20 protein-coding genes and 1 pseudogene are annotated in these 25339 nt (G+C 55.3%); 7 read left to right on the top strand and 14 right to left on the bottom strand.

Features of this window, described 5'->3' with window-relative positions; genetic code table 11:
* Nucleotides 1-4 precede the first annotated feature (4 nt).
* On the bottom strand, nt 5-1108 hold the full coding sequence (locus tag RAC90_RS02855) for a HipA domain-containing protein (protein WP_054633742.1): 1104 nt from the start codon (nt 1106-1108) through the stop codon (nt 5-7).
* Entirely contained in the window at nt 1108-1347 is a 240-nt protein-coding gene (gene hipB, locus RAC90_RS02850; RefSeq protein ID WP_054633951.1) for a type II toxin-antitoxin system antitoxin HipB, read from the bottom strand. Before hipB ends, RAC90_RS02855 begins: the two co-directional genes overlap by 1 nt.
* 112 nt (nt 1348-1459) lie before the next feature.
* Between hipB and RAC90_RS02845 the strand changes: the two are divergent.
* A pseudogene (locus RAC90_RS02845) lies at nt 1460-1913 on the top strand (GNAT family N-acetyltransferase).
* A 38-nt stretch (nt 1914-1951) separates the two neighbouring features.
* On the opposite strand, the gene RAC90_RS02840 reads toward RAC90_RS02845, so the two are convergent.
* Together RAC90_RS02840 and RAC90_RS02835 are read right to left on the bottom strand one after the other, a co-directional pair.
* Complete coding sequence (locus RAC90_RS02840; RefSeq protein WP_375123917.1) at nt 1952-4330, bottom strand: glycoside hydrolase family 3 N-terminal domain-containing protein; 2379 nt, start codon at nt 4328-4330, stop codon at nt 1952-1954.
* Nucleotides 4331-4351: 21 nt separating this feature from the next.
* Nucleotides 4352-5731, bottom strand: coding sequence for an MFS transporter (locus RAC90_RS02835; RefSeq protein ID WP_054633740.1), 1380 nt, complete (start codon nt 5729-5731; stop codon nt 4352-4354).
* Nucleotides 5732-6252: 521 nt separating this feature from the next.
* Here RAC90_RS02835 and RAC90_RS02830 point away from each other — a divergent pair.
* Entirely contained in the window at nt 6253-6885 is a 633-nt protein-coding gene (locus RAC90_RS02830) for an acyl-homoserine-lactone synthase (RefSeq protein ID WP_006119202.1), read from the top strand.
* Here RAC90_RS02830 and RAC90_RS02825 read toward each other — a convergent pair.
* Complete coding sequence (locus RAC90_RS02825; RefSeq protein WP_039340302.1) at nt 6857-7606, bottom strand: LuxR family transcriptional regulator; 750 nt, start codon at nt 7604-7606, stop codon at nt 6857-6859. The genes RAC90_RS02830 and RAC90_RS02825 overlap by 29 nt on opposite strands.
* A gap of 610 nt (nt 7607-8216) precedes the next feature.
* Here RAC90_RS02825 and RAC90_RS02820 point away from each other — a divergent pair.
* Nucleotides 8217-9110, top strand: coding sequence for an SDR family oxidoreductase (locus tag RAC90_RS02820; protein WP_375123916.1), 894 nt, complete (start codon nt 8217-8219; stop codon nt 9108-9110).
* A gap of 50 nt (nt 9111-9160) precedes the next feature.
* Here RAC90_RS02820 and ampC read toward each other — a convergent pair whose 3' ends face one another.
* Nucleotides 9161-10303 carry a class C beta-lactamase gene (ampC, locus tag RAC90_RS02815; RefSeq protein WP_054633738.1) on the bottom strand — a complete coding sequence of 381 codons (1143 nt, stop codon included), beginning with the start codon at nt 10301-10303 and terminating at the stop codon, nt 9161-9163.
* Nucleotides 10304-10639: 336 nt separating this feature from the next.
* Nucleotides 10640-11821, bottom strand: coding sequence for a glycosyltransferase family 4 protein (locus RAC90_RS02810; protein ID WP_054633737.1), 1182 nt, complete (start codon nt 11819-11821; stop codon nt 10640-10642).
* Nucleotides 11822-12090: 269 nt separating this feature from the next.
* On the opposite strand from RAC90_RS02810, the gene hpxO reads away from it, so the two are divergent.
* Nucleotides 12091-13248 (top strand): FAD-dependent urate hydroxylase HpxO, encoded by a 1158-nt coding sequence (gene hpxO / locus RAC90_RS02805; RefSeq protein ID WP_058708123.1) that lies wholly within the window; start codon nt 12091-12093, stop codon nt 13246-13248.
* 34 nt (nt 13249-13282) lie between these two features.
* On the opposite strand, the gene dcp is transcribed toward hpxO, so the two are convergent.
* The 5 genes from dcp to guaD are packed head-to-tail and all read right to left on the bottom strand — an operon-like array spanning nt 13283 to nt 21270.
* Nucleotides 13283-15325: a peptidyl-dipeptidase Dcp gene (dcp, locus tag RAC90_RS02800; protein WP_367143012.1), complete on the bottom strand. Its 2043-nt coding sequence runs from the start codon at nt 15323-15325 to the stop codon at nt 13283-13285.
* A 60-nt stretch (nt 15326-15385) separates the two neighbouring features.
* Nucleotides 15386-16162: a xanthine dehydrogenase accessory protein XdhC gene (xdhC, locus tag RAC90_RS02795; RefSeq protein ID WP_375123915.1), complete on the bottom strand. Its 777-nt coding sequence runs from the start codon at nt 16160-16162 to the stop codon at nt 15386-15388.
* Complete coding sequence (xdhB, locus tag RAC90_RS02790) at nt 16159-18516, bottom strand: xanthine dehydrogenase molybdopterin binding subunit (RefSeq protein ID WP_375123914.1); 2358 nt, start codon at nt 18514-18516, stop codon at nt 16159-16161. Before xdhB ends, xdhC begins: the two co-directional genes overlap by 4 nt.
* Nucleotides 18506-19945: a xanthine dehydrogenase small subunit gene (gene xdhA, locus RAC90_RS02785; RefSeq protein ID WP_367143010.1), complete on the bottom strand. Its 1440-nt coding sequence runs from the start codon at nt 19943-19945 to the stop codon at nt 18506-18508. The genes xdhB and xdhA overlap by 11 nt, the downstream gene beginning before the upstream one ends.
* Entirely contained in the window at nt 19942-21270 is a 1329-nt protein-coding gene (gene guaD / locus RAC90_RS02780) for a guanine deaminase (RefSeq protein WP_375123913.1), read from the bottom strand. Before guaD ends, xdhA begins: the two co-directional genes overlap by 4 nt.
* A 381-nt stretch (nt 21271-21651) precedes the next feature.
* On the opposite strand from guaD, the gene ydfG reads away from it, so the two are divergent.
* Nucleotides 21652-22398, top strand: coding sequence for a bifunctional NADP-dependent 3-hydroxy acid dehydrogenase/3-hydroxypropionate dehydrogenase YdfG (ydfG, locus tag RAC90_RS02775; protein WP_277284234.1), 747 nt, complete (start codon nt 21652-21654; stop codon nt 22396-22398).
* A gap of 28 nt (nt 22399-22426) precedes the next feature.
* Here ydfG and RAC90_RS02770 read toward each other — a convergent pair whose 3' ends face one another.
* Nucleotides 22427-22753: a YnfA family protein gene (locus tag RAC90_RS02770; RefSeq protein WP_058702016.1), complete on the bottom strand. Its 327-nt coding sequence runs from the start codon at nt 22751-22753 to the stop codon at nt 22427-22429.
* Nucleotides 22754-22885: 132 nt separating this feature from the next.
* Here RAC90_RS02770 and RAC90_RS02765 point away from each other — a divergent pair, with 132 nt between their 5' ends.
* Nucleotides 22886-23209, top strand: a complete 324-nt coding sequence (locus RAC90_RS02765; RefSeq protein ID WP_006119218.1) for a DUF1283 family protein — start codon at nt 22886-22888, stop codon at nt 23207-23209.
* Between the two features lie 45 nt (nt 23210-23254).
* Nucleotides 23255-23551 (top strand): DUF1161 domain-containing protein, encoded by a 297-nt coding sequence (locus RAC90_RS02760; protein WP_375123912.1) that lies wholly within the window; start codon nt 23255-23257, stop codon nt 23549-23551.
* An 88-nt stretch (nt 23552-23639) separates the two neighbouring features.
* Here RAC90_RS02760 and RAC90_RS02755 read toward each other — a convergent pair whose 3' ends face one another.
* Nucleotides 23640-25103, bottom strand: a complete 1464-nt coding sequence (locus RAC90_RS02755) for an MDR family MFS transporter (RefSeq protein ID WP_205950207.1) — start codon at nt 25101-25103, stop codon at nt 23640-23642.
* Nucleotides 25104-25339 lie beyond the last annotated feature (236 nt).

The following is a 25339-nucleotide window of genomic DNA, read 5'->3' as shown; positions in this document are numbered from 1 at the left end:
CCCTTCAGGTCAGCGAACGGACCTGTTCGAGCATCAGCAATGAATGGCTGAAAATCGCATCGGCCACCACCAGAGAAACCTCTTCTGGCAGGCTGTCACGTACCCGGATCATCGCAGCCGGTAAAGCAGACACAAAGCCATTCAGGATAGCGTGCATATGCTCCTCACTGAACCGCACGCTGCGGGCACTGGCCAGAAAGTGTGAGGGCGCGATCTGCGTGATGCGATGCAGCTTGCCCGCCGGGCCAGTGACACCAAGGGGTAACTGGATGTCATCGCGGTCCATTTTGCGCTGAGAGCGCGCGGGCCAGGCGGAGACCAGACACCGAAACGGTGCCAGCCGAAAACTCCCCTCGCGCTCGATGAACAATCTGATATGTCGGGCATCCAGACTGGTGATGCCTGTTAACCACTGAAATACCAGGCAACGCATTATCGCTTCGCGATCGGTAAGCGCGCTGCGCGATCCCATCAGTAATCCCATCAGTGCCTCAAGGCCCGGACCGCCCGATTGTTCATGACTGCATGCGGGCGGGAATCCCAGCGCCTGGCACAGGTTTTCGGTGGGAAGGCGGTAGCACTGCGTCCGGTCCGCATTCCAGCGACGGTCGTCACGCGTGATGCACAATTGCCAGCCCCCGCCTTCCTGGCGAAGCGGCCTGGCATCCGGTACAGGCAGACCCAGTTCACGCGCCAGCGCAAGACACAGAAAGGCGTTGTCGCTGTCGGCATGTGCGCTGGCCATATCGGACATTATGGATTCGTCATCCAGCTCAACGGGCTGCTGGTTTACCGGCAGCATGATAAGTGCACCCGGTAACCGGTATCCCACTTTTTGCAATACGGCGAAAACCCCACAGGATTTTGTCTGGAAAGCCTGGTTCTTTTCCTTTTCTGTCAATGGGATAGGTCTTAGCAGGTTTTCGAAGAAATAGCTCACCCTGACTGAGTGGTGGGCGGCACGTTGCAGCGGCAGTGACAGTGAGAGAGGCCGGGTGAGCGGATGCTGAAGCCAGCTGGCAGCGTACTGGAAGCTCAGCGTCCCGTCATGATGCTGCATTAACGTTCCGACCCGCTCACCGTTCATCCAGGCGATGAGTTTTGCCATTACCAGGCATCCTCCGCTGGCGTGGTCGGGGGCGTTTTGATCTGCAGCGCCATAGCAATATCCAGCGCCTGCAAAATTTTAAACAGCGTTTCCAGTGAGGTAGACTCAGGATAATTTTCAAAATGAGACAGCGTTGCCTGTTTCAGGCCCACGCGTTTGGCCAGGTCGGTTTGGGTCCAGCCCTGCTGCTGACGCAGGCGTTTCAGCTGATTGGCTAACTGCCGGGGACTATAAATCATCTTGCGCGCTCCATCATTCATCAGAATTTATCCCTTGGAGGGGATATTTATAGCGTAGATGCCCCTTTTGATAACGGCAATATTATCCCTTACAGGGGATATAAGGACAAAAATGCGCAGGCCCGTTAACACCACTTTTTCGCTGACCGTGACTCACACGCTGAGTGAGCAGGACAAGCAGGATCTCTTTACCGGGCTGCGTGCCTGGAATCATCAGTTTATTGACACGGCGTTATGGGGACCGCTGTCGGTCATGTGTCGTCACGATCAGGGGCCGTTACAAGGCGGGCTGGCTGGCAGCATTAAAGGCCGCTGGCTGTGTATTGATTACCTGTGGGTCAGTGAAGCCCAACGTGGTGCGGGCCTGGGCGGTGAGCTGATTCGTGCTGCGGAACAGGCGGCTGTGGCCAGAGGCTGCCACAGCGCACAAGTGGATACCTTTAGCTTTCAGGCCCTGCCCTTTTTACCAGAAACAGGGCTATGTCCTGAAAATGTCGCTGCCGGATTTTCCCGAAGCCGGTATGCAGCGTCATTACCTGACGAAAACGTTGTGCGAGCACACCTAAACTCGCCTGCCCATCCGCTTAATGGGCAGGCGAAGGCCTCAGTCGGCAACGTTGACCGAGCAGGTGCTTAACATCCGCCAGTGTGTCGGCAGCACACGCGTTTCTCCCGTTACCGTTACGGTACTGACGCCATGAATATCACGGCACGAGGAACCTGTCTGCAACTCGAACTCACCCGGTTCGACAATACGTTTACCATCGCCACGGGTAAAGTTGAGCATATCGACAGGAAGCGTAAAGCACAGTTCGGCTGACGCGCCTGGCGCCAGCGTGACGCGCTGAAACGCTTTCAGTTCCTGAAGCGGGCGTACCCGGCTGGCGATTCGGTCACGAACATAGAGCTGGACCACTTCACTGCCCTGCCGTTCCCCCCGATTGGTCACGGTGATCCGCAGGCGGATCTCGCCATCGATCGAGACCTGATCCTGTTCAGGCTGAGGCGCGCCCCAGTCGAACGTCGTCCAGCCCAGACCGAAGCCAAACGGATAGCGTGCGCCAAAATGAAACGCGATGGGCGTTCCACCGCTTTTCAGTTTGTGGTTGTAATAGAACGGCATCGCGCCAACGTTTTTCGGGATACTGACCACCAGTCGCCCCTGCGGTTCTGCCCGCCCCGTCAGCACATCGGCAATCGCCCAGCCGCCTTCCTGGCCCGGCGCCCAGGCGAGCATAAAGGCCGCGACGCGCTCCTCCAGTCCTTGCAGGTTGTAAGGTCGCCCACCCGTCATCACCACAATCAGGGGCTTACCTGTGGCGGCCAGCGCCTCCAGCAGCGGCTGCTGAACGCCGGGCAGAGTCAGGCTGTCGGTATCCGATCCTTCGCCTACGGTGCCGCTTTGAAACAGCCCCGCCAGATCCCCCACGCAGGCAATCACGACATCGCTTTGTCGGACAACCTCAACCGCCTCGTCAATCAACCCGGTATCCTGAGACACCGGCGACTGCTGCATTGGTTTCGCCCCGCTGTCCCCCGGGAAAACCGGCGCACCGGCGGTGCGGGTTTCAATGATATGGCACCCTTTGGCATAGCGGACCTGCTGCTCACCCAGATAGTGTTGCAGTGCGGCCAGCGGCGTGGTGACCTGCGATGTTTCTTCCAGCATATCGCTGATGATCAGGTGAACCGGAAAACTGTAGCCGCTCAGCAAAGCCAGCGGATCGTCAGCACAGGGCCCGACTACCGCCACGCGCGCGCCGGTTTTCAGCGGCAGAATCCCGTTATTTTCCAGCAGCGTAATTGACTGTGTGGCGACCGTACGCGCTACCTGACGGGTTTCCTCGTGCTGAAGACAAATGTCCGCTTCACGGATGTACGGATCGTCGAATAACCCCAGGCGAAATTTTTCTGTCAGGATACGGCTGACAATACGGTCAATCGTCTCCATCGACAGCAGTTGACGGGATACCGCCTCGGCCAGATGACGCGCGCAGTCATCCTTAGGCAGTTCGACATCCAGACCGGCATTAAACGCCAGTGCCGCCGACTCCGCCGCATCCTGCGAAATGCCGTGATGCTGATGTAGCAAACTGACGCCACCATAGTCCGCCACGATAAGGCCATCGAATCCCCACTGCTCCCGAAGCACGTCGGTCAGTAAAAAACGATCGCTGTGGCTGGGTTGATTATCGATGTCATGGTAAGCGGGCATGACCGAGCCGGCATTAGCCAGCTTTACGGCCATTTCGAACGGCAGCAGGAACGTGTCGTTCAGTTCGCAAAAACCGAGATGGACAGGCGCATGATTGCGCGCACCTTCGCTAAATGAATGGCCTGCATAGTGTTTGAGCGTAGCCAGCAGATCGCGCCGCTCGCCCTGTAAACCTTCGACATAGGCCGTTGCCATCACGCCCACCAGCCAGGGATCTTCTCCAAAGGTTTCTTCCGTTCTGCCCCAGCGGACATCCCGTGACACATCCAGTACCGGAGCCAGCCCCTGCTTACAGCCAACGGAACGCGCTTCGGCACCAATATGCTGTGCCGCCCGTTTCACCAGCCCGGCATCCCAGGTAGAACCGTAGTTAAGCGAGGACGGAAAGAGCGTAGCGCCTTTGCAGAGTAAACCCACGAGGCACTCCTCATGAAACAGGGCCGGGATGCCAAGGCGCGAGCCTTCAACCAGGTCGCGTTGTAAACGGTTCGCGGCACGCACGCCAGTGACGGCATCAACAATGTGCGTGCCCAAAGGACGGGTAATCTGACCAACGCCGTGCGTTAACTGCGCCTTCAGGATGGTGTGTTCGCTGACGCCCGTGAAGTCATCGCTCAAATCGCTTCGCGGCTGATGATTGCCCTGTTCATCCAGGATGAGCCAGTAGGCGTGCATCTGGGCGAACTTCTCTTCGGCCGTCATGCGCGACAACAGATCGTCTACGCGTACGTCAATGGGCTGATGAGGATCCTTATACATCTCGGTCATGTTTCTCTCCTTTCGCTGAGATCAAATTGTGTTTTCAGCATCGTGTCGGGCTTCTGCGGCGCGTTTTGCCGCCAGCGCTTCGGCAATCGCATTGACTCGCGGGCTGTTAAGTTGATAGAAAAAAAGCAGAAGCAGCATGGCGATAAACAGCACGCCGGGGATGATGTTATGCATCAGGTTGATGGTGGTAATGACCTGGGGTGACTGTGCAGCGACGCCGGGTTGGTAGTGCACCAGACCGAGGATCCAGCCCACGACGGCACCGCCCATGGCCAGGCCAAATTTGATGGCAAATAAGGCGGTTGAGAAAACCAGGCCGTCGAGACGTCTGCCGCTGCGATGTTCTTCATAATCCACGACGTCAGAAAACATATTCCATTGAACAGGCGTGGTCAGATTCTGAACAAAGCCAAAAACAATATTCAACCCAATGATTAACCAGACCTGGGACGGTGGAATTAAATAAATGACCGTCAGAAAGAAAACAAAACTGACAAGACAGACCTGATAAGCACGAATGCGGTCGAATTTTCCTAATATACGTTCTGATAAAAATGCACCGCATAATGCGGCTATCATGCCCGTAACAATAAAAGTAAAGACCAGGTCAGGTCGCCGTAAGACATAATTCATGTAATACAGGGTCGATGAGCCGCGCGTCACGACGGCGGTCAGGAGCAGGATGTTAAAAATAATAATGATGCGCCACTGATTGTTTTTAGCGAGCAGCTTGAGATCCGACCACATTGACCCCGCTGTATCGTTGTGGGGTAAATAACGCTCACGCGTCATAAAGAAGCAGCAGTAGATTAACACCACGCCCAGAAATCCCATCAGGCCCATGGCGTAAAGGTAACCCTTTGCCTTGTCTCCCTGCCCCAGCAATTCGACCAGCGGCAGGCCGATCACCGTGACCACCAGTCCGCCGATAAACGCACAGGCAAACCGCCAGGATTGCAGCGAATGGCGCTCGCGTGGATCCAGGGTCAAGGCTCCGGGCATCGCGCAGTAAGGCACATTGACAGCAGAATAAATAAAACTGAGAATTGCATAGGTGACGCAGGCATAGACAATTTTGGCGGTCGGGCCTGCATCCGGCACGTAAAAGGTGATCAGGCAACTGACGCCGAACGGAATCGCGAACCACATGAGCCACGGGCGAAAACGGCCATGACGGGTTCGGGTACGATCGACCAGTGCCCCAATACAGGGATCGACAAACGCATCGGCCAGGCGCACCACTAAAAACATGGTGCCCATAATCGCGGCCGGTAAGCCGAACACATCCGTGTAAAAATAGGCCAGAAATAAGGTGGCGGTTTGCCATACCATCGAACTGGCGGCATCACCGATGCCGTAACCCAGTTTTTCTTTCGTTTTAAGCTCAGAGGATATAGTCATTATAATTCGCCTTATAATTCGGTAATTACCTGTCTTAATCAGCTATCCCTGGCCCACGCGCAGGCAGGCCCGGCTCAAGTATTAGTAAACTGCGCCAGGTCAACAATTACCGAAATTAACAGCCAAATTATGATTTTTAGTTTTTTCTGTGGTTTGTGATACAGGACATATTGATTACTCTCTAATATAAAATTTTACGCGAACCGGGGATGAAAAATAGCGATGCGCATCTGGCATTAATCTGTTAAATGCCCCTTTAGCACAAACCGACTGGGAAAATATGCATTTTTGAAATAGTATTGTTTAGTTACTATTTGTATTGTGTTCTGCCGCGTTATGACAAATAATATCCCTTCAGGGACAGTTTTACCGCTTGAGACGCTTTATCCTGCCCATTGACAGACAGAAAACGACGCCATTCGCTCGAATAATGGTTAATTAACTGAACGTCATAGTGAAAAGCTTGTAAAATCAGTGCAGGATAACCGCGAGGGCCGCAGTAACTTTTAAGAGGAAATGGAATGCTTGAACTGTTTGACGTCAGTTACGAAGAACTGCAAACCACCCGTTCAGAAGAACTTTATAAACTTCGCAAGAAAACATTTAGCGATCGTCTGGGATGGGAAGTCATTTGCAGTCAGGGAATGGAGTCCGATGAATTTGATGGGCCCGGTACACGTTATATTCTGGGAATCTGCGAAGGACAATTAGTGTGCAGCGTACGTTTTACCAGCCTCGATCGTCCCAACATGATCACGCACACTTTTCAGCACTGCTTCAGTGATGTCACCCTGCCCGCCTATGGTACCGAATCCAGCCGTTTTTTTGTCGACAAAGCCCGCGCACGCGCGCTGTTAGGTGAGCACTACCCTATCAGCCAGGTCCTGTTTTTAGCGATGGTGAACTGGGCGCAAAATAATGCCTACGGCAATATCTATACGATTGTCAGCCGCGCGATGTTGAAAATTCTCACTCGCTCTGGCTGGCAAATCAAAGTCATTAAAGAGGCTTTCCTGACCGAAAAGGAACGTATCTATTTGCTGACGCTGCCAGCAGGTCAGGATGACAAGCAGCAACTCGGTGGTGATGTGGTGTCACGTACGGGCTGTCCGCCCGTCGCAGTCACTACCTGGCCGCTGACGCTGCCGGTCTGATAAGATCCAGTTCTACACCCAGTCTGATAGCCTGTCGGGCGTTACTGACGCCCAGTTTCACGACCACATTCTTGATGTGAAACTTCACGGTACTCACAGAAATGCCCGTAATAGCGGCAATCTCAGCATAGGTTTTGCCCATACTCGCCCAGTACAACACCTCATTTTCACGCGAGGAAAATATCGTTTTGTCCGCGCTCTGATTTAACGCCGGGGCTCGCTCGCCTTCGGTACCGGCCAGGCGGTACATCTGCTCGTTAAAATCAATCAGCAGCATCTGCATCGTGCCCTGTTCGGCAGCAAGGCGTTGCTCCAGCGCAGCCTGATCGTTGCCTTTAATGATCACGGACAACAGAGCAAGGTTGTTCATGTGGTCATGCAGGACATAGGTAAAGCCGTTAACGATGTTGTATTGCTTGGATAAAGAGAAAATTTTGGTGAACCGCAGGTCGGACATCAGCGTAATATTCTCATCCCAGGCAAACGGCGAGGTGCGTTTAAAGGCCGTGAGAATAACCGGATCGGTCAGCTGAAAGTTGTTAGCGCGGTATAACCTAATCCATTCGTCAGGATAACTGGAAATAATCAGAACATTTGAAGGATTTTTTTTGCTCACAACAGTGTAAGCGTAATCCGGACTACCCAGCGGAGATAACTTTCTCTGTATGTAAGTCTGAAGCGTATCCGTTATTGTTTGATTTTCAAGGAAAAAAGAAAACATTCAGGCTCCATGCTGCTTCTTTTACTTAACGTGGACTTAACCTGCACTATAGTACAGGTAAGATGATACTTAAGAGTAACTTACAATGAATCATTCAGAGGTTACAATGGCTTCAGTTGTTTAGCGGCAAAAAAAAACCTGACCTGTACGGCCAGGTCGCTAAAACAGCCAACACCAGGGAAAACGTCCGGCCAGACGTCACAAAATATAAAGTGATGCTGGCCGGGACACTCATAGTAACATCTTTGAAACATTTGTACAAACATTCACGGTTACTCAATCTGCAGCAATTCTCCCCCTTAATGACTGTTAATACAATCTCTTATTTTCTCCCGTAATAACTGCTAGTTTCTCAGCTACTTAGGCGCTATTCCTCTTTCGTGCACGCCCTCTCTGTTTCCTGTCAGACTGGTCTGCGCCCCTGAATGCGGCCCCTCTAGCCCTATATTCCACTGTTTCCGCTGCGCTTATCGTTAAATTCAGGGGATTAAAAACGTCTTTTTGCCGTTTTTTAACTGCCTGAGCACAAATAATAAGCATTTGAATGTGACAAAAATCACATCTGTGCCAGGCTTAAGTTCTCTGACACGACTGTTTAAGGAGCTTACGCATGACAACGTCAAATAAGGCTATTCTCGATCCCGATCGTTTCCCGAAGCCGCCGTTCAGACAGCAGCCGCAGCAGGCACCCGGCCTGGCGAGCGAAATGGACCCGCCACCCGACCACGGTGAAACCAGCTATCGTGGTCACGGTCGTCTGACTGGCCGCAAAGCACTGATCACAGGGGGAGATTCCGGTATCGGTCGCGCTGTGGCCATCGCCTATGCACGTGAAGGTGCAGATGTGGCAATTAACTATTTGCCAGAAGAAGAGTCCGATGCGGCTGAAGTGATTAAACTGATTGAAGACGAAGGCCGTAAAGCCGTCGCCATTCCCGGCGATCTGCGCTCTGAAGCCTTTTGCCAGAAACTGGTGAATGAAGCCGCCGACAAACTGGGCGGACTGGATATTCTGGTCAATAATGCCGGACGCCAGCAGTTTAATGAATCCATTCGTACGCTGAGCACCGAAGATTTCGATGCCACCTTTAAAACGAATGTTTACGCGCCCTTCTGGTTAACAAAAGCGGCGCTGGCTCACCTGCCGCGCGGTGCAGCGATTATTAATACCTCATCTGTGCAGGCGTTTAAACCCAGCGATATCCTGCTGGATTATGCGCAGACCAAAGCCTGTAATGTAGCCTTTACTAAAGCGCTGGCAAAACAGCTGGGGCCGGAAGGCATCCGCGTGAATGCCGTTGCGCCAGGTCCGTACTGGACACCGCTGCAGCCCAGTGGCGGCCAGCCGCAGGAAAAAGTGGAACAGTTTGGTGCTGATGCGCCGCTGGGCCGTCCCGGTCAACCGGTTGAAATCGCACCGCTCTATGTCACTCTGGCTTCCGATGAGTGCAGTTTTGCCTCCGGCCAGGTGTGGTGTTCAGACGGCGGTACAGGCACAGTGTAACGCATCGATCTCCGTCGATATGATGGCCGCCCTGTGCGGCCATTTTTAGTTCAGTCCGATGCCAGCATAGCCATGATGGCAACCGCCGCTTTGATACGCTCCGGATTGGGATAGTTTTTATTGGCCAGCAGGATTACCCCGCTGTTTTGTTGCGGGACGAACGCGATATAGGCACCAAAGCCCTTTGTGGAGCCGGTTTTGTGCACCCAACTGGCGCGATCCATGGGTTGAGCCGGGCTCAGAATGGTCGCGGGCTGTGTGGACAGCGCGGCCTGACTGTCACTGGCGGCAACAATCGTCTGGCTGTCAATGGGCCAGGGGTAAATTTCCCACCCCAGCCCCTGATACAGTTCACCTGCGCGCAGGTAACGAGACTGCGCGGTCAGAATGCCATTGCGCAATGCCGTATTCCCGGACGACAATCCATTAGGATTCGCATTGGCCTGCATAAAAGCCATCATGTCGCGCGCGGTGGACTTCACGCCGCTGGTCTCTGCTGACAGCATACCCGGCGAGACGCGTACCGGTTTACCGTCCTGATAACCCCAGGCGTAATCAAACATCATCGACGGGGGCACCGTATAAAAGGTGCGTGTCAGCCGCAACGGCGTGATAACGTCCTTTTGCATCGCCTCCTCAAATTCCCCCTTCACCATCAAATAGCCCAGCAGACCAATACTGACATGAGAATAGTGACGCTGTGTACCCGGCGCGGCGTCCGGTTGCCACTGCTGCGCGTAAGCCAGTAGTTCATCCTGACTGGTTACCTCATCGGGCAGATGTAACGGCAGTCCGCCTGCGCTGTAGGTGGCAAGATGGACCATCCGTCGGCTTTGCCACTGCGGGCCGTTTAACGCGGGCCAGTAGCGGGAGACCGGATCGTTCAGACGCAGCGCACCGTTACGAATCAGCACGCCCGCCAGCACGCCCGTGAATGTCTTACTGACGGACCCCAGTTCGAACAGCGTATTTTCTGTTACCCGCCGGTCGCTCGCGGTATCGGCCACACCAAAGTTAATGTACTGAGGGCGACCTTTATACAGCACGCCGACCGACATGCCGGGAATGCCCTGCTGCGCCATCAGCGGATCAATCACGCTTTTCACCCGTTCGGCGATGGTCTGAGACGACAAGTCAGCCGCCTGGGCGCTGGCGGTAAACGCAATCAGTAATGCAGTGAGAAAAGATTTCATCAGTACTCATTCAGGTGACAGGTTATTGACACTGTGCCGCACAGGATTGCACACAGAGCTGTGCCTGAGTACTGCAGTCACTTGAGTTTCGCGTATTACAATGAGATTGCTCAACATAACAGCGAGTCTGACAACTGGAGAGATCACATTTCGCCGCGACGGGCGTGAGTTGCGGCAACGGTGTGCGAGGGGGAAACGTGTGAGCGGGCTGCGCCAGGGCGCTGCTGCCCATGAAGCAGGTCAGCAGCAGAGCATACAAGTTTTTCATAACCGATCTCCAGAGATATGCGTCAGACAAGTATGATGACTCTGACGCATAACGTCTGGTAAATCTTGCTAAATTGAGAGCGCGGGCGGATGTTCCACGGCCTGGACCACGCCACGGCGATAAATATCGTTCAGTCTGGCGCAATACTGACGCGGATCATGCTGCTGCTTGATGCGCAGAATCGCGCCCTCGCCTTTTTCCGTTAACTGCTGTGGCTGCGCAAGAATGTCCAGCAGGGTTGTCTTAATGCCGTCTATTAATGCCCGACGTAGCCGGTGTTTCTCGGCTTCGCTGTTGACCTGATATTCGCGGTCATCGTTGAGTTCGCCATCAATCAGCCAACCGGCGGTGGGCGGATTAATTTCAGGCAACGCACGAACGTTACTGGTCAATACCGGACAGCCGCTGGCCTGCATTTCCAGTACGGAAAACCCGTAGGTTTCCTGCCAGGTCGGCAGCAACCCCACATCGGTTTGCTGGAACAACTGCATCAGTTCACGATTATCCTTGCGGGAATGGTGCGTGAAGCAGGCATGGCGCTTGATGCGATCTTCAATGTCCCGATAAAAGGCGTCGTTATCCTGGAAAGCACGATGGGCAACATTATGACGTTTCGTCAGCTCACCAATCAACTGAACGTCGAGTTGGCCAGCATCAATCTGTCCCGTTTCAATCAGCTCGCTGATGGCCAGCACGACTTCTGCGCCGCCTTTACGGTAAAACTCGTTGCCAACAAACACCAGGCGGAGTTTATCGCTTTGCCGTGGGCGCTTCTGTTGCGTAAACAGGGTTTGCGGTGGATGCATCACCAACGTTTTTGCGCGAATTTTCGCGGCGACATCGGGTTTAAACAGCTTCATCTGAATATGTAAGGTGGCATCGGAAATGGCGATCAGGCCAAAACAGTTATCCTTGAGCAAATACGGAATCAGTTGTTTGAGTTCAGGATTATCCTGCTTGGCGACGCCCGCTACAGGCAGAACACGCGGCAGCTCAGTCTCGAAGGTCGCGACCCAGTTCATGGGCGTAATGGCGACTTCATTAAACAGATGCAGGATATCGGGCTTCTCCCCCATTGCGAAGGGCACGGGGACAAACACAAAGCGTTTATTCTTCTTGAGTAAACGTGTACGCAGCGGATTGAGGAAATAAAACAGGTTGCGCTTTTTCAGGTTGATGTAGTGATTGTCCGGATTCACCAGGATATTGCGCTGCTCCGGATAGTGCGTATTGCTGATGCCAATTTTCATGAAAGATTCCGAAGTCGTTGTCATAGGGCGTGATCTATATCACGCTCTGAATTGCATGTTTCATAGGCAACATCTTAAAAGCGCGTGGTTTATGTGGTTTACAGAATATTCCTGCACTGGTGCGGTGCGGACTTTTGCACGGTTTGCGTGCAGGCTGAAAAGATTATTCCTCAATATCAGCGAGTTGCATCCTGTTCATGCGGGTTGCCGCCTTTTCATTGCCTGGAACAAAAATTGCAAGATATGACGCAATGCAAAGGAGAGAACATATGAAAGCGATCGTTATCGGTGGCGGAATGGGCGGCATGACGGCGGCCCTCGCGCTGGAGCAACAGGGTTTCCAGACGGAAGTCTATGAGGCGGTAAAAACCATTCGGCCCGTCGGCGCTGCGATTTCGGTCTGGCCAAATGGCGTGAAATGCCTGAATTCGCTGGGCCTGAAAGACAAAGTCCGCGCGCTGGGGGGTAATATGGCCTTTATGGCCTATAAGGATGCATTGTCGGGTGAAACCCTGACACGGTTCAGTTTATCGCCGCTGGTGCAGCAGGTAGGTGAATTCCCCTATCCGATTGCCCGCGCCGAGTTGCAGGCCATGCTACTGGATGCCTACGGCCGCGACAGAGTGCATTTTGGTAAACGTATCGTGCAGGTGGAACAGCACGCCACGGGCGTTGTCGCCACCTTCGAAGACAACAGCCAGGCTGAAGGCGATTTTCTGGTCGCGGCAGACGGCACGCACTCTGTTGTGCGGGACTATGTGCTGGGGGAAAAGCTGCCCCGCCGTTACGCGGGCTATGTGAACTGGAACGGTCTGGTGAACATTGATGAGTCCATCGCGCCTGCGGACCAGTGGACAACCTTTGTAGGGGATGGCAAGCGCGTATCGTTAATGCCGGTAAGCGGAAACCGCTTTTACTTTTTCTTTGATGTCCCGCTGCCTGCGGGGCTGGAACAGGACCGCACTACCGCACGTGACGATTTGCGCCGCTATTTCAGCGGCTGGGCAGCCCCGGTGCAAAAACTGATTGCGGCCATTGATGTGGACACCACCAACCGGGTTGAAATTCACGATATCGAGCCGTTTCAGCGCTTCGTGAAAGGCCGGGTGGTGCTGCTTGGCGATGCCGCGCACAGCACCACGCCGGATATTGGTCAGGGCGGCTGTGCCGCGATGGAAGATGCCATTGTACTGGCTTCAGCCCTGGCTGCGCATTCGCTTGGCATCGAAGATGCGCTGCTGCGTTATCAGGCGCGCCGCGTTGACCGTGTCAAAGACCTGGTTCTGAAAGCGCGCAAGCGTTGTGATATCACGCATGCAAAAGATCCGGTGATGACGTCGGAGTGGTATCAGTCATTAAAAAATGAAACCGGCGAGCGCGTACTGGCGGGCTTGTGCGAGACCATTGAAGGCGGTCCGCTGGGGTAAAAAAACAAAGGGCGGATTCTCCGCCCTTTGTTGTTCAGTCGGCCAGGCCGCGATTTTTTAACATCGGCTCAAGCTTCGGTTCGCCCCCGCGCCAGGCTTCATATAACGCTTTGAGATCACTGCTGTTGCCGCGAGACAGGATTTGCTGGCGGAAAATATCGCCATTTTTGCGCGTCAGCCCGCCGTTTTCGACGAACCACTGGTAGCCGTCATCCGCCAGCATCTGCGTCCAGATATAAGCGTAATAACCCGCGGCATAGCCACCGCCCCAGATGTGCTGGAAATAGCTGGAGCGATAGCGCGGCGGGACGGCCGCCATATCGAGATCATCACTGCGCAGCGCCTGTTGCTCGAATCCGTCAACAGACTGTACCGGCTGACTGCCATCCAGGCTGTGCCAGTGTAGGTCCAGCAACGCGGCGGCCAGCAGCTCGCTCATCTCGTAGCCTTTATTAAACTTGCCCGCCCTGATGATTTTTTCATGCAGCTCGGCGGGCATCGGCTCACCCGTCTGGTGATGGCGGGCATAATGACGAAACACCTGTGGCTCGCTGGCCCAGTGCTCGTTGATTTGTGAAGGGAATTCAACAAAATCACGTGGCGTTGCTGTGCCGGACAGGCTGGGATAACGCTGGCTGGCAAACAGGCCGTGCAACGTATGCCCGAACTCATGAAACAGGGTTATCACCTCATCCCAGCTCAGGAGCGCGGGTTCCCCCTCCGCGGGTTGCGTGTAGTTGCAGACGTTGTAAATCACGGGTTTGCTGTCGAGGAGCGTGGACTGATTAACAAAGTTGCTCATCCAGGCGCCACCGCCTTTACTGTCGCGTTTGAAGAAGTCCGTGTAAAACAGCGCAAGCCCACTCCCGTCAGCATCGAAAATTTCGTACACCTGTACATCCGGATGGTAAACCGGCAGATCGTGACATTGCGCGAACGTAATACCATAAAGCTGCGTGGCCGCCCAGAAAACGCCCTGTTCCAGGACCGTGTTGAGCTCAAAATAGGGCTTGATCTGATTCTCATCTAAATCGTACTGCGCTCGCCTGACCTGCTCGGCGTAGAAATTCCAGTCCCAGGCGCTGAGGGTAAAATCCCCCTGCTGCTTGTCGATCGTTTGCTGAATCGCCGCGGCTTCGCGTTCGGCCCTTGCCCGGGCGGCAGGCACAATATTACGCATAAACGCCAGAGCGGCCTCGGGCGTTTTGGCCATCTGATCCTGCAGTTGCCAGGTCGCAAAACTGGCGAATCCTAACAGCCTCGCCTGTTCGGCACGCACCTGTGACAGCCGAAGCACTAACTGTCGGGTATCGTTATCATCGTTTTTCTCACTGCGCGTCAGGGCCGCATGAAACAGGGCCTGGCGCGTTGCGCGCACCGTCAGCGATTGCAGCGCGGGCTGTTGCGTCGTGTTTTGCAGCACCAACAGCCACGCGTTTTCCAGACCGCGCGCCTTCGCGGCGGCCCTGGCGACGGCCAGATCGGACGCGCTCAGACCGGCTAACTGTTGCACATCCTCGACGACCAGACCGCCGGCCTTCGTGGCCGCCAGCAGCTTATTCGTGAACTGGGTACTGAGCCGCGCCGCCTCCTGATTCAGGGTTTTCAGTTGCTGTTTCTGCGTTTCGGGCAGATTGGCACCGGCAAGCTGAAAGCGCTGCCAGAGAATTTCTACCAGACGTCTGGATTCGGCATCCAGCTGGTTTCGTTGCACATAGACCTGATCGATGCGTGAAAACAGCGGACGATTCAGCATGATCTCATCATTAAGCGCGGTCAGTTGCGGCGTAATCTCTTCATCGATCTGTTGTAAATAGGGGCTGGTATTCGCCGAGGTCATGGCATTAAACACCAGGCTTACCCGGGTCAGCAGCTGGCCACTTTTCTCCAGCGCTTCACAGGTATTCTGGAACGTCGGGGCATCAGCGGATGTCGCAATGGCCAGGACTTCCTGACGTTTCTCTTCGATACCGGCCTGCAGCGCGGGCAAAAAGTCCGTTTCCTGAATCTGGTCAAACGGTGGCGTGTGATAAGGCAGACTGCTGACGCTAAAGAAAGGGTTTTGACGGGCGTTCATAGGCGCTCCTGATAGTCTACACAGTGTTTCATAGTGGCAGGTCGCCTCGGGCAGAACAACCTATCCGCGTTGTTGCTGGTACACCGCAATAATCTCACCCGCAATCGCCACGGCGATTTCGGCAGGCAGTTTCCCTTTTACATCGGGTAAGCCCACCGGGCAGCGCAGGCGCGCCAGCCGGACGTCGTCGATGCCTTTGCCGGCCAGACGATAGCGAAAGCGCTGGCTTTTTGTCTGCGAGCCAATGACGCCCGCGTAGTGGAAATCTCCCCGCTTAAGAATGGCTTCACAGAGCGCCAGATCCAACGGATGGTGGTGCGTCATCACGATATAATAGCTGCCAGCGGGCGCCTCAGCCACTGCGTCCAGCGGATCGTCAGGCTGCTGGATGCGCACCCCGGGCGGCACGGATAAAAAAATATTTTCCCGGCTGTCAATCCAGTTAATGTGACAGGGTAACGTTGCCAGCACATTCACCAGCGCCTGACCCACATGGCCCGCGCCAAATACCAGGATTTCCGGCTGTGCCTGTAACAGGGGTTCGAATAACATGGTGGTCATACCGCCGCAGCACTGGCCCAGCCGTGCCCCCAGACTGAAATCCTCTGTGTGCGGGCTGGCCTGCCCGCTTTCCAGCAGTGCGCGGGCCTGCGCGATACACTGAAATTCCATATGTCCGCCGCCAATTGTTAAAAAGGTTTCCTTCGCCGTCACCACCATTTTAGCGCCGCCGTCCCGGGGCACCGAGCCACGATCGCGCAGCACAGTGACCAGTACGCAAGGCTGGCGCGTTTCACGGAGATGGTGCAGGATGCTTATCCAGTCATGGAAAATCATCCTCGCCTCCCGGCCATACGCTGTGCGCCCCAGAATACCCGCTCCGGCGTAGCAGGCGCGTCCAGCCCCGGATGTTGGCGATAGTCCGCGAGACTGGCGACCGCATCCTGTAATGCGCACCAGGCGGCGATCCCCAGCATGAAAGGCGGCTCGCCCACTGCCTTGGAATGGAATACCGTATCCTCCGGATTCTTACGGTTTTCGACCAGTGTGACGCGCATATCGGCGGGCACATCGCTGATTGCCGGAATTTTGTAGCTGGCCGGACCGTTCGTCATCAACTGGCCTTTGTCATTCCAGACCAGTTCCTCACAGGTCAGCCAGCCCAGCCCCTGCACGAAGCCGCCCTCGACCTGACCGATGTCAATGGCTGGATTCAGTGAGGCCCCGACATCATGCAGAATATCCGCCCGTAATAACCGGTATTCGCCCGTCAGCGTATCCACAATCACTTCGCAACAGGCGGCCCCGTAAGCGAAATAGTAAAACGGTTCGCCCCGACCAGCCTGACGATCGTAGTGGATGCCAGGCACGCGATAATATCCCGTCGCGGAGAGCGGCACCTGATTCAGCCAGGCAAGCTGGGCGACCTGAGCGAACGTGTAATAGTGATCGCCTGCGCGCACCACGCCGTTGTTGAAACTTACCGCCTCGGGGAGACAGTTATGCAGCGAACACAGCATAGTGCGCATGCGTTCACGCAGGATTTCCGCCGCATTTTGCGCCGCTTTGCCGTTCAGATCCGTACCACTGGAAGCCGCGGTCGGCGATGTATTGGGCACTTTGCCGGTGTCTGTGGCGGTGATCTGGATCTTATCGATATCGATTTGCAGCACCTGCGCGACAATCTGCGCCACTTTGGTATTGAGCCCCTGGCCCATTTCCGTTCCGCCGTGGTTGAGTTGTACTGTGCCATCGGTGTAGATCAGAATCAGCGCACCGGCCTGGTTGAGAAAACTTGAGGTGAAAGAAATCCCAAACTTCACCGGCGTCAGCGCAAGACCGCGTTTTAGCAGCGGACTGCTGGCGTTAAAGGCCGCGATGGCTTCCCGCCGCGCGTGGTAATCACTGCTGATTTCCAGCTGTTCCGTGATCTCATCCAGCAGATTATCTTTCACCTGCTGGTGGTAATGCGTGATATTGCGCTCGTGTTTACCGTAGTAGTTCCGTTTACGCAGCGTCAGCGGATCGATTCCGCGCTCGCGGGCGATATGGTCCATAATCTGCTCTATCGCCACCATGCCCTGCGGGCCGCCAAACCCGCGAAACGCAGTATTGGACGCGGTATTGGTGCGGCAGCGGTAACCGGTAATCCGCGCATCGCCGAGGTAGTACGCGTTATCGGCATGAAACATTGCCCGATCCACAATCGATCCGCTGAGATCCAGTGAGTAACCACAGTTACCTGCCAGATCGATTTTCACGCCACACAAGCGGCCGTCATCCTCAACCCCCACGTCGTAGCGCACAAAAAACGGATGCCGTTTGCCGGTAATACGCATGTCATCACGCCGCGCGAGGCGCATTTTCACGGCGCGCCCGGTCAGCCTGGCGGCGACAGCACACAGGCAGGCAACACCGGCGGCCTGGGTTTCCTTGCCGCCAAATCCGCCGCCCATACGCCGCATATCAATCGTGACCTTGTTCATGGTGATGCCCATGACTTCGGCCACCAGCTTTTGAATTTCAGTGGGGTTCTGCGTCGAACAAAAGACCTGCAATGCGTTGTCTTCGCCGGGAATCACCAGGGCGGTTTGCGTTTCCAGATAGAAATGCTCTTGTCCGCCAATGTGGAACGCCCCCTGAACCCGATGCGGCGCGCGCGCCAGTGCCGCCTCAACGTCACCGCGCTGATGAATATGGGGTTCCTGCACGAAGCTGCCCTGCTTCAGCGCGTCTTCGACATCCAGCAGCGCCGGAAGAATGGCGTACTCAATCATCGCCGCGTTAGCGCCCTGACGCGCCGCTTCGGGCGTTTCGGCCAGTACGGCAATCACAATCTGGCCCACATAGTGGACGATATCCTTTGCCAGAAGCGGATCGCCTGGCTGTAGGGGCCCGATATCATTGACGCCGGGCACATCCTGCCAGGTCAGTACGCGAACTACGCCCGGAACCGCGTAACAGGGTTGCAGATCGACACGTGTAATACGCGCATGCGCGTGGTCGCTCAGACGCGGACAAAGGTGCAGTAAGCCCGGCTGTTCTGCTTTATCATCAATATATTGCGCTTCACCGGAGACGTGTTTTTCCGCGCTTTCGTGTTTTTGACTACGTCCTACGCCCGTGGTCATATCGCTGGCGAACAGGACGGGTAACGCAGAATCAGGCAATGCCGGACGATTATGAGACATAGCGGCTTACCTCTGTGATGGCGAGTCCGTTTGAACGGTAAACATAACGACGCAACAGGTTACAGGCGACCTGCAGACGGTAATCTGCGCTGGCCCGGAAATCGCTCAGCGGCTGAAACGTCGCTTCCAGCGCCTGACAGGCTCTCGCCAGCGTTTCCGGCGATAAGGCGGCACCACACAGCGCCTGTTCACAGGCGACCGCACGAAGCGGCGTTGCCGCCATACCGCCGAATGCAATATGCGCACGCGTGACGATGCCGTTATCGGTATGAATATTAAAGGCGGCAAACACCGCTGAAATGTCGTCATCCAGTCGTTTTGAGACTTTCCAGGCCACAAAATCCGGTGACACCGTCACTTTAGGAATCAGAATGGTGTGAATAAACTCCCCCGGCTTTAGCACCGTCTGTCGGTAGCCCGTGAAAAAGCCATCTAGCGGCACGGTACGTTGCGTGTCGCCGTGCTGCAGCAGTAGCGATGCATTAAGCGCCAGCAGCGTAGGCGAGGCATCACCAATCGGCGAAGCGTTCGCAAGGTTGCCGCCCAGCGTGCCGAGTTGACGAATTTGTAGCGAGGCAAAGCGCGTCAGCATTCCGGCAAAACCCGGAATCCGCGTCGCCATAAAATCGGCGATGTGCTCCAGCGACGCAGCGGCACCCAGTTGATAGTGTTTATCGTCCTCGCCGCAGGCTTTCAGTGCGTCAACCTGCCCCAGGGAAATCATTTTGGGGAGATGCTGGTCGCGCTGGGTAATCAGCAGGCTGAGATCGGTGCCGCCCGCCAGCAATGCGGCATCAGGATGGGCGATACAGCATTCGGCAAGCTGCTGCACGGTTTTCGGGATAAAACAGGTGCGACCGTTCTTTTCCAGCGTCTGGATAGCCTCGTGTGTCAGGTTCATCAGCTGTTCAGTCACCTGCTGTGCCTGACGATCAAAGCTGTCGGGCTGAACATCGCTCAGGCTTTGCTCGGCAGCCGCCATGATGGAACGGTAGCCGGTACAGCGGCACAGGTTACCCGCCAGCGCATGTTCGGCCTGCTGACGATTCCACTCAGGCTGGTTTTTTTGCAGACTGAACAGCGACATGACAAAACCCGGCGTACAGAATCCACACTGCGAGCCATGGCAGTCCACCATCGCCTGCTGTACCGGATGCAGGCTTTTTCCCTGGCGTAGATCCTCTACCGTAATGAGTTGCTTACCCTGTAACCCACTGACCAGCATCAGGCAGCTGTTCACGGTCTGGTAGGTGAGCTTCCCGTCTACGACACTGCCCAATGTGACGCTACACGCGCCGCAGTCGCCGGAGGCACAGCCCTCTTTAGTGCCGCAGCGACGCTGATGCGTACGCAAATACGACAGGACCGTCAGATTGGGATCGAGCTGCTCTTCTGTCACGGGACGGTCATTAAGCAGGAACTGAATCATGCGGCGTTCTCCTTTGCAGCGGATTGCCAGACGGGGCGACCGTTAACCCAGGTTTGTACGATATTTCTGTCATCGCCGAGCGTCATCAGCACAAACAGTTTTTCCCAGATATCTTTACTGTTTGCCATGCGTAACCTCTGCAAGGCGGACACGGCGGGATCCAGCACCACAAAGTCCGCTTCCTTGCCCGGGGCGAAGTTACCGATGTGTTTGTCGAGATCCAGCGCATGGGCGCCGCCCAGTGTGGCGTGATAAAACGCTTCTGCGGCGCTCAGTTTGTACTGCTGCAGTTGCCCCACTTTGTAGGCTTCTCCCAGCGTTTGCAGCATATTGAAGGTGGTGCCGGCGCCTACGTCGGTGCCGATGCCCACCTTAACGCCCTGCTGCCAGCTCCGCTGGATATTGAACAGGCCGCTGCCCAGAAACAGATTTGAGGTGGGGCAAAATGCTATGGCGGAGTTCGTATCATGCAGGCACTGCCACTCCTGTGTTTCCAGATGCAGACAGTGCGCGAATACGCTGCGGCGCCCGGTCAGCTGATACTGATGATACACATCCAGATAACCGTTCTGGTCAGGAAAAAGCTGCTTCACCCAGGCCACTTCGTGGGGGTTTTCGCTAAGGTGCGTATGAACCCAGACATCCGGATAACGCTGGCGAAGCGCCTGAACTTTCTCCAGCAGCGCCGGAGAAGAGGTCGGAGCGAAACGCGGCGTCAGCGCATAATTAAGGCGGCCGCGCTCGTGCCAGCGCGCAATCAGCACCTCCGTCTGGGCATAGCTCTCTTCTGGCGTTTCTGTCAGGTAGTCCGGCGCATTGCGATCCATCATCACTTTGCCTGCGATAATACGCATATTGAGCGCCTCGGCTGCGCTGAACAGCGCGTCTACCGACTGCGGGTGCACCGTGCCGAAAATCAACGCGCTGGTCGTGCCGTTCGCCAGTAACTGCTGCAGGAAAAATGCCGACATCTGCGCGGCATGATCCGGGCAGTGATACTGCGCTTCCACGGGAAAAGTGTACTGATTCAGCCACTCCAGCAGTTGCTCGCCAAAGGCACCGATCATTTCCGTTTGCGGATAATGAATATGGCAATCGACAAAGCCCGGGATGATCAGCTTACCGCGCAGGTCAATCATGCCGCCTGCATTCAGGCTGTCTGTGCTCTCCTGCCAGGGGCGCAGATCGACAACACGCCCTTCACGCAGCGTTAGCACGCCATCGTCCAGATAGCGTGCCTGCGCCAGTATCGATTCGGGATCGTGTGCCACTGCGGCAAAATCGAAGAAGCTGGCGCGAATCGCCGCGTCCGTATATGTCAGCATAATGTTTCCTCTGCCGGGCGGGGTAAATGTCGCCCTGTGCCTTAACCCTGGTCTCTGTCTTAACATTTTGCAAGAGTCATGCCAGCCTTGTTTATAAAATTAAAACCTATATATCAATAACTTAATCAAAATTATTCGTTGCGCAACGAAAAAACGTCTTAATACACGACGCAAACGGTTGCCATTCTTTCGCAATCGGTTGCCTGCATAATGATGGCCAAAATGCGTCCTGCCGGTCTGACGCGCTTGCACAATAACGGGGCAGGCTGCACGAAAACGGCGCAGACCGTGGGCGACCGTGCACGTAAAATTCAGCGGACATCGCCAAAAATGCCGTGTTAAGGTGAAAGGAACACCATGAAACGGAATAAGGGAAACACGATGATTATTTTTGTTACGGGGGCAACGGCAGGGTTTGGTCAGAGCATTACCCGCCGGTTCATCGAAACAGGACACAAAGTGATCGCAAGCGGCCGTCGCGCAGAACGTCTGAAAGCGCTGAAAGACGCGTTGGGCGACAACCTGTATACGGTGCAACTGGATGTGCGCAACCGGGCCGCCATTGAAGAGGCAATTGCACACCTCCCTGCAGAATGGCGCGACATTGATGTACTGGTCAATAACGCGGGTCTGGCATTAGGCATTGAACCGGCGCACCGGGCAGATGTGAATGACTGGGAAAATATGATCGACACCAACACGAAGGGGCTGGTGTATATGACGCGCGCCGTCTTGCCTGCGATGGTTGAGCGTAACGTCGGTCATATCATTAATATCGGGTCGATTGCCGGAAGCTGGCCCTATGCGGGCGGTAACGTGTATGGGGCCACCAAAGCCTTTGTTCGTCAGTTCAGCCTGAACCTGCGCACCGATTTGCACGGCACCGCCCTGCGCGTAACGGATATTGAGCCAGGCCTGGTTGGCGGCACCGAATTCTCTAACGTGCGCTTTAAAGGCGACGATGACAAGGCTGATAAGGTTTATGAGGGCGCGACGGCACTGACGCCGGAAGATGTGACTGAAGCGGTTTACTGGGTGGCAACCCTGCCCAAACACGTCAACATCAACACCCTGGAAATGATGCCCGTCAGCCAGACGCTGGCAGGCCTTAAAGTGCATAAATCCTGATTAAGAGGCCAGCCCTCGGGCTGGCTTTTTACGCTTTGCCCCAGCCCAGCACGATAATCAACATGCCGCTGAACGCAATCAGCGCACCACTCCAGTCCCAGATACTCAGCTTCACCCCGTCTACGATGCGCAACCAGACCAGCGCCGTGAGAACATAAACGCCGCCGTAAGCCGCGTATACGCGCCCACTTGCCGCCGGATGGAGCGTCAGCAGCCAGACAAACAGCGCGAGACTCAGTGCGGCAGGCACTAACAGCCAGGCCGACGCGCCCTTTTTCAGCCACAGCCAGGGCAAAAAACAGCCTGTGATCTCTGCCAGGGCGGTAATAAAAAACAGTAATGCAGTCTTGATCAGCACGTTAATCTCTCAGGCAGGTAAACGACATGCACACTGCTGGTGAGCATCTGAGCGGCAATGGTATACTATTGCGCACAGGCTGCAAAAGTTTACCCACAGGTAAGCCCGTGTTAACTGAAGGATATTACGATGAAAAAATTGCTTCCGGTTCTGATGGTGGCCCTGCTTTCTGTCACGGCATTTGGCGTGAGTGCTAACACCGATCGCCTGATAATTGAAAATGGCAGTAGCGCGCTGAATAATGAAGCGGCCCGTCAGAGTAAAGAGCAGTGGAATGACACGCACATGCTGCGCAATAAAGTGAACCGCCGGGTGGAAAAAGAGTTTGATAAAGCGGACCGCGCGTTTGATACCCGTGACAAGTGTGAGCAGAGCGCTAACCTGAATGCCTACTGGGAACCCAACACGTTGCGCTGTCTGGATCGCCGCACCGGTCGTCCGGTACTGCCGTAATTTTCAGCTATAGTAATGACTGACGCATGACAAAAGGAAAAGGTTATGAAGATGAAGCATGCATTACTGACAGTGACGTTTTTGGCATTCCCGCTGCTGGCGCAGGCCTCCTGTGAATCCGTAAAAGCGGATATCAGCCAGAAAATTATCCAGAACGGTGTGCCCGAATCAGGCTTTAGTCTGGATGTGGTGCCCAACGATCAGGCCGACCAGGCGGGCGGACAGGTTGTCGGTCATTGCGATAACGACACACAGAAAATCTTTTATAAAAAGCTGGGTCGCGATGACGGGGCGGCGGTCCCTGACAGCGCGGGTAGCTCGCAGGACACCTCAACGCAGTAACGCTCAGGGCGACATTGTCGCCCTTCTCTTTTTCGTTTTCTCTCCTGTTCCCGTCCGAATCGCACCCTGACGACTAAACGACCCGGTATCAGTCGGCCTGTTGCGGCTGCTGACGCGGCATTTTTCCGGCGACCCACATCGCCGATAACGCGATAACCAACGCCACGATAAACACCCAGTGCAGTGAGGCAGCAATCGCCTGTAACAGGTGCTGCAGCTCATCCGGGGCCAACTGGTCGCGGGTTGTCTGCGACATAATTTGCTGCACCGGGTCCTCTGCATGTGGCAACCGCCACTGCAGGTTGAGGTTTAGCACGGCGCCCATCACCGCCGTTCCCAGCGCGGAGCCAATCATACGGCTGAACATTACCGACGCCGTGCAAATACCGCGAATGCCATATTCGGCATGATTCTGCACAGACACCAGAAACGTCGTGCTGGTCATCCCCATGCCGGTGCCGATGAGGAATGAGGTGAAGCCCGCCTGCAGTAGCGAACTTTCTCTGTGTAACAGCAGCAGTAAGGCGCTGCCAGCAATTAACAATAATGCGCCCAACTGGGCGGTAAAACGATAGGAAGTGAACAGCATCAGGCGGCCACTCACCGTACTGGCCAGCGGCCAGCCGATGGACATCATCGCCAGCGCGGTGCCGGCCTGAAGTGGCGAACCGCCCGTGACGCCCTGTATCCATGTCGGTAAAAACGCGCTGACGCCCATCATGGTCGCCCCAATCACCAGGTTGCCTATATTGCCGGCAATAATCAGCTTACTCTGCCAGAGACGCATCGGAAACAGGGGCGCCTGTGCCTGCTGTTCATGGCGGGTTAACTGCCAGCCGGCCAGCCCGCCCACAAGTAAAAACAACAGGAGCCAGTAGCCCAGTTGTTCTGCCTGTAACAGGGCAATCAGTACGGCGCTGATGCACAGCGTCAGCCAGCCACTGCCAATCAGATTCAGTGACGGGGCCGGCTGTTTCTGTGGATGTGTTGGCAGCAGGATGGCCAGCAACAGCATACTGATGATGCCAATCGGGACATTGACCCAGAAAATCACCGACCAGTTGAAGTGCTGGACCAGCCACGCGCCCGAGAGCGGCCCGACAATCGCCGCCACGCCCCAGACGCTGGACAGCCAGCCCTGCACGCTGGCCCGCTCACGGGGGGAATAGATATCGGCCACAATCGTGGACGTCAGCGGCATGATGGCTCCCGCGCCCAGGCCCTGAAAGGCGCGGAACACGATGAGCCAAAACATGCTGCGCGCAAAACCGCATAACACCGACCCTGCCAAAAAAAGCGTGATGCCCAGAAACAGCATCCTCTTTCTGCCCCACAGATCCGCCAGGCGCCCATAAAGCGGTACGCTTATGGCCTGCGTCAGCAGGTAAACCGAAAATACCCAGCCAAACTGCGCAAAGCCCCCCAGCTCGGCGACAATTGTTGGCATCGCGGTGGCCACAATAGTGACTTCGATGGCGGCCATAAACATGGCGAGCATGCAGGCGAAAAGAATCCAGTTGCGGCGCAGCGGCGCGGAAGTGCTGTTGATCATGATGCTCCCTTTTTGCGTTCCCTAAGGCTAGCGCAAATCTGCACATCCAGGAATCAATTCAGCGCTTTTGTGACATTGTCACGTAAATCGGGGTAAATCAGGTAGTTTCGCTGTTAAACCAGTTGTAGTAAGGGCTGCGGCGATTTTGCCCCCATGCTATCTCCATGATTTTACCGATAAAAGCTGGCGCGCTTCGCTTGACGTTGCTATAGGTTTAAAACTGCGTTGACTGTGAT

It is taken from the genome of Pantoea sp. CS_6 (assembly GCF_041954745.1).
GTDB lineage: Bacteria > Pseudomonadota > Gammaproteobacteria > Enterobacterales > Enterobacteriaceae > Pantoea > Pantoea stewartii.
The sequence above is the reverse complement of the archived record's forward strand: the minus strand, read 5'-3'. Positions and strand labels throughout refer to the sequence as shown.

Excerpts from the sequence above, each read along its gene's own strand:
- hpxO (WP_058708123.1), top strand. The coding sequence starts at position 12,091 with ATGAAAGCGATCGTTATCGGTGGCGGAATGGGCGGCATGACGGCGGCC.
- xdhC (WP_375123915.1), bottom strand. The coding sequence starts at position 16,162 with ATGATTTTCCATGACTGGATAAGCATCCTGCACCATCTCCGTGAAACG.
- RAC90_RS02755 (WP_205950207.1), bottom strand. The coding sequence starts at position 25,103 with ATGATCAACAGCACTTCCGCGCCGCTGCGCCGCAACTGGATTCTTTTC.
- RAC90_RS02820 (WP_375123916.1), top strand. The coding sequence starts at position 8,217 with ATGACAACGTCAAATAAGGCTATTCTCGATCCCGATCGTTTCCCGAAG.
- dcp (WP_367143012.1), bottom strand. The coding sequence starts at position 15,325 with ATGAACGCCCGTCAAAACCCTTTCTTTAGCGTCAGCAGTCTGCCTTAT.
- RAC90_RS02825 (WP_039340302.1), bottom strand. The coding sequence starts at position 7,606 with ATGTTTTCTTTTTTCCTTGAAAATCAAACAATAACGGATACGCTTCAG.
- RAC90_RS02855 (WP_054633742.1), bottom strand. The coding sequence starts at position 1,108 with ATGGCAAAACTCATCGCCTGGATGAACGGTGAGCGGGTCGGAACGTTA.
- guaD (WP_375123913.1), bottom strand. The coding sequence starts at position 21,270 with ATGCTGACATATACGGACGCGGCGATTCGCGCCAGCTTCTTCGATTTT.
- RAC90_RS02760 (WP_375123912.1), top strand. The coding sequence starts at position 23,255 with ATGAAGATGAAGCATGCATTACTGACAGTGACGTTTTTGGCATTCCCG.
- xdhB (WP_375123914.1), bottom strand. The coding sequence starts at position 18,516 with ATGTCTCATAATCGTCCGGCATTGCCTGATTCTGCGTTACCCGTCCTG.
- ydfG (WP_277284234.1), top strand. The coding sequence starts at position 21,652 with ATGATTATTTTTGTTACGGGGGCAACGGCAGGGTTTGGTCAGAGCATT.
- RAC90_RS02840 (WP_375123917.1), bottom strand. The coding sequence starts at position 4,330 with ATGACCGAGATGTATAAGGATCCTCATCAGCCCATTGACGTACGCGTA.
- RAC90_RS02830 (WP_006119202.1), top strand. The coding sequence starts at position 6,253 with ATGCTTGAACTGTTTGACGTCAGTTACGAAGAACTGCAAACCACCCGT.
- RAC90_RS02810 (WP_054633737.1), bottom strand. The coding sequence starts at position 11,821 with ATGAAAATTGGCATCAGCAATACGCACTATCCGGAGCAGCGCAATATC.
- RAC90_RS02765 (WP_006119218.1), top strand. The coding sequence starts at position 22,886 with ATGAAAAAATTGCTTCCGGTTCTGATGGTGGCCCTGCTTTCTGTCACG.
- hipB (WP_054633951.1), bottom strand. The coding sequence starts at position 1,347 with ATGATTTATAGTCCCCGGCAGTTAGCCAATCAGCTGAAACGCCTGCGT.
- ampC (WP_054633738.1), bottom strand. The coding sequence starts at position 10,303 with ATGAAATCTTTTCTCACTGCATTACTGATTGCGTTTACCGCCAGCGCC.
- RAC90_RS02835 (WP_054633740.1), bottom strand. The coding sequence starts at position 5,731 with ATGACTATATCCTCTGAGCTTAAAACGAAAGAAAAACTGGGTTACGGC.
- xdhA (WP_367143010.1), bottom strand. The coding sequence starts at position 19,945 with ATGATTCAGTTCCTGCTTAATGACCGTCCCGTGACAGAAGAGCAGCTC.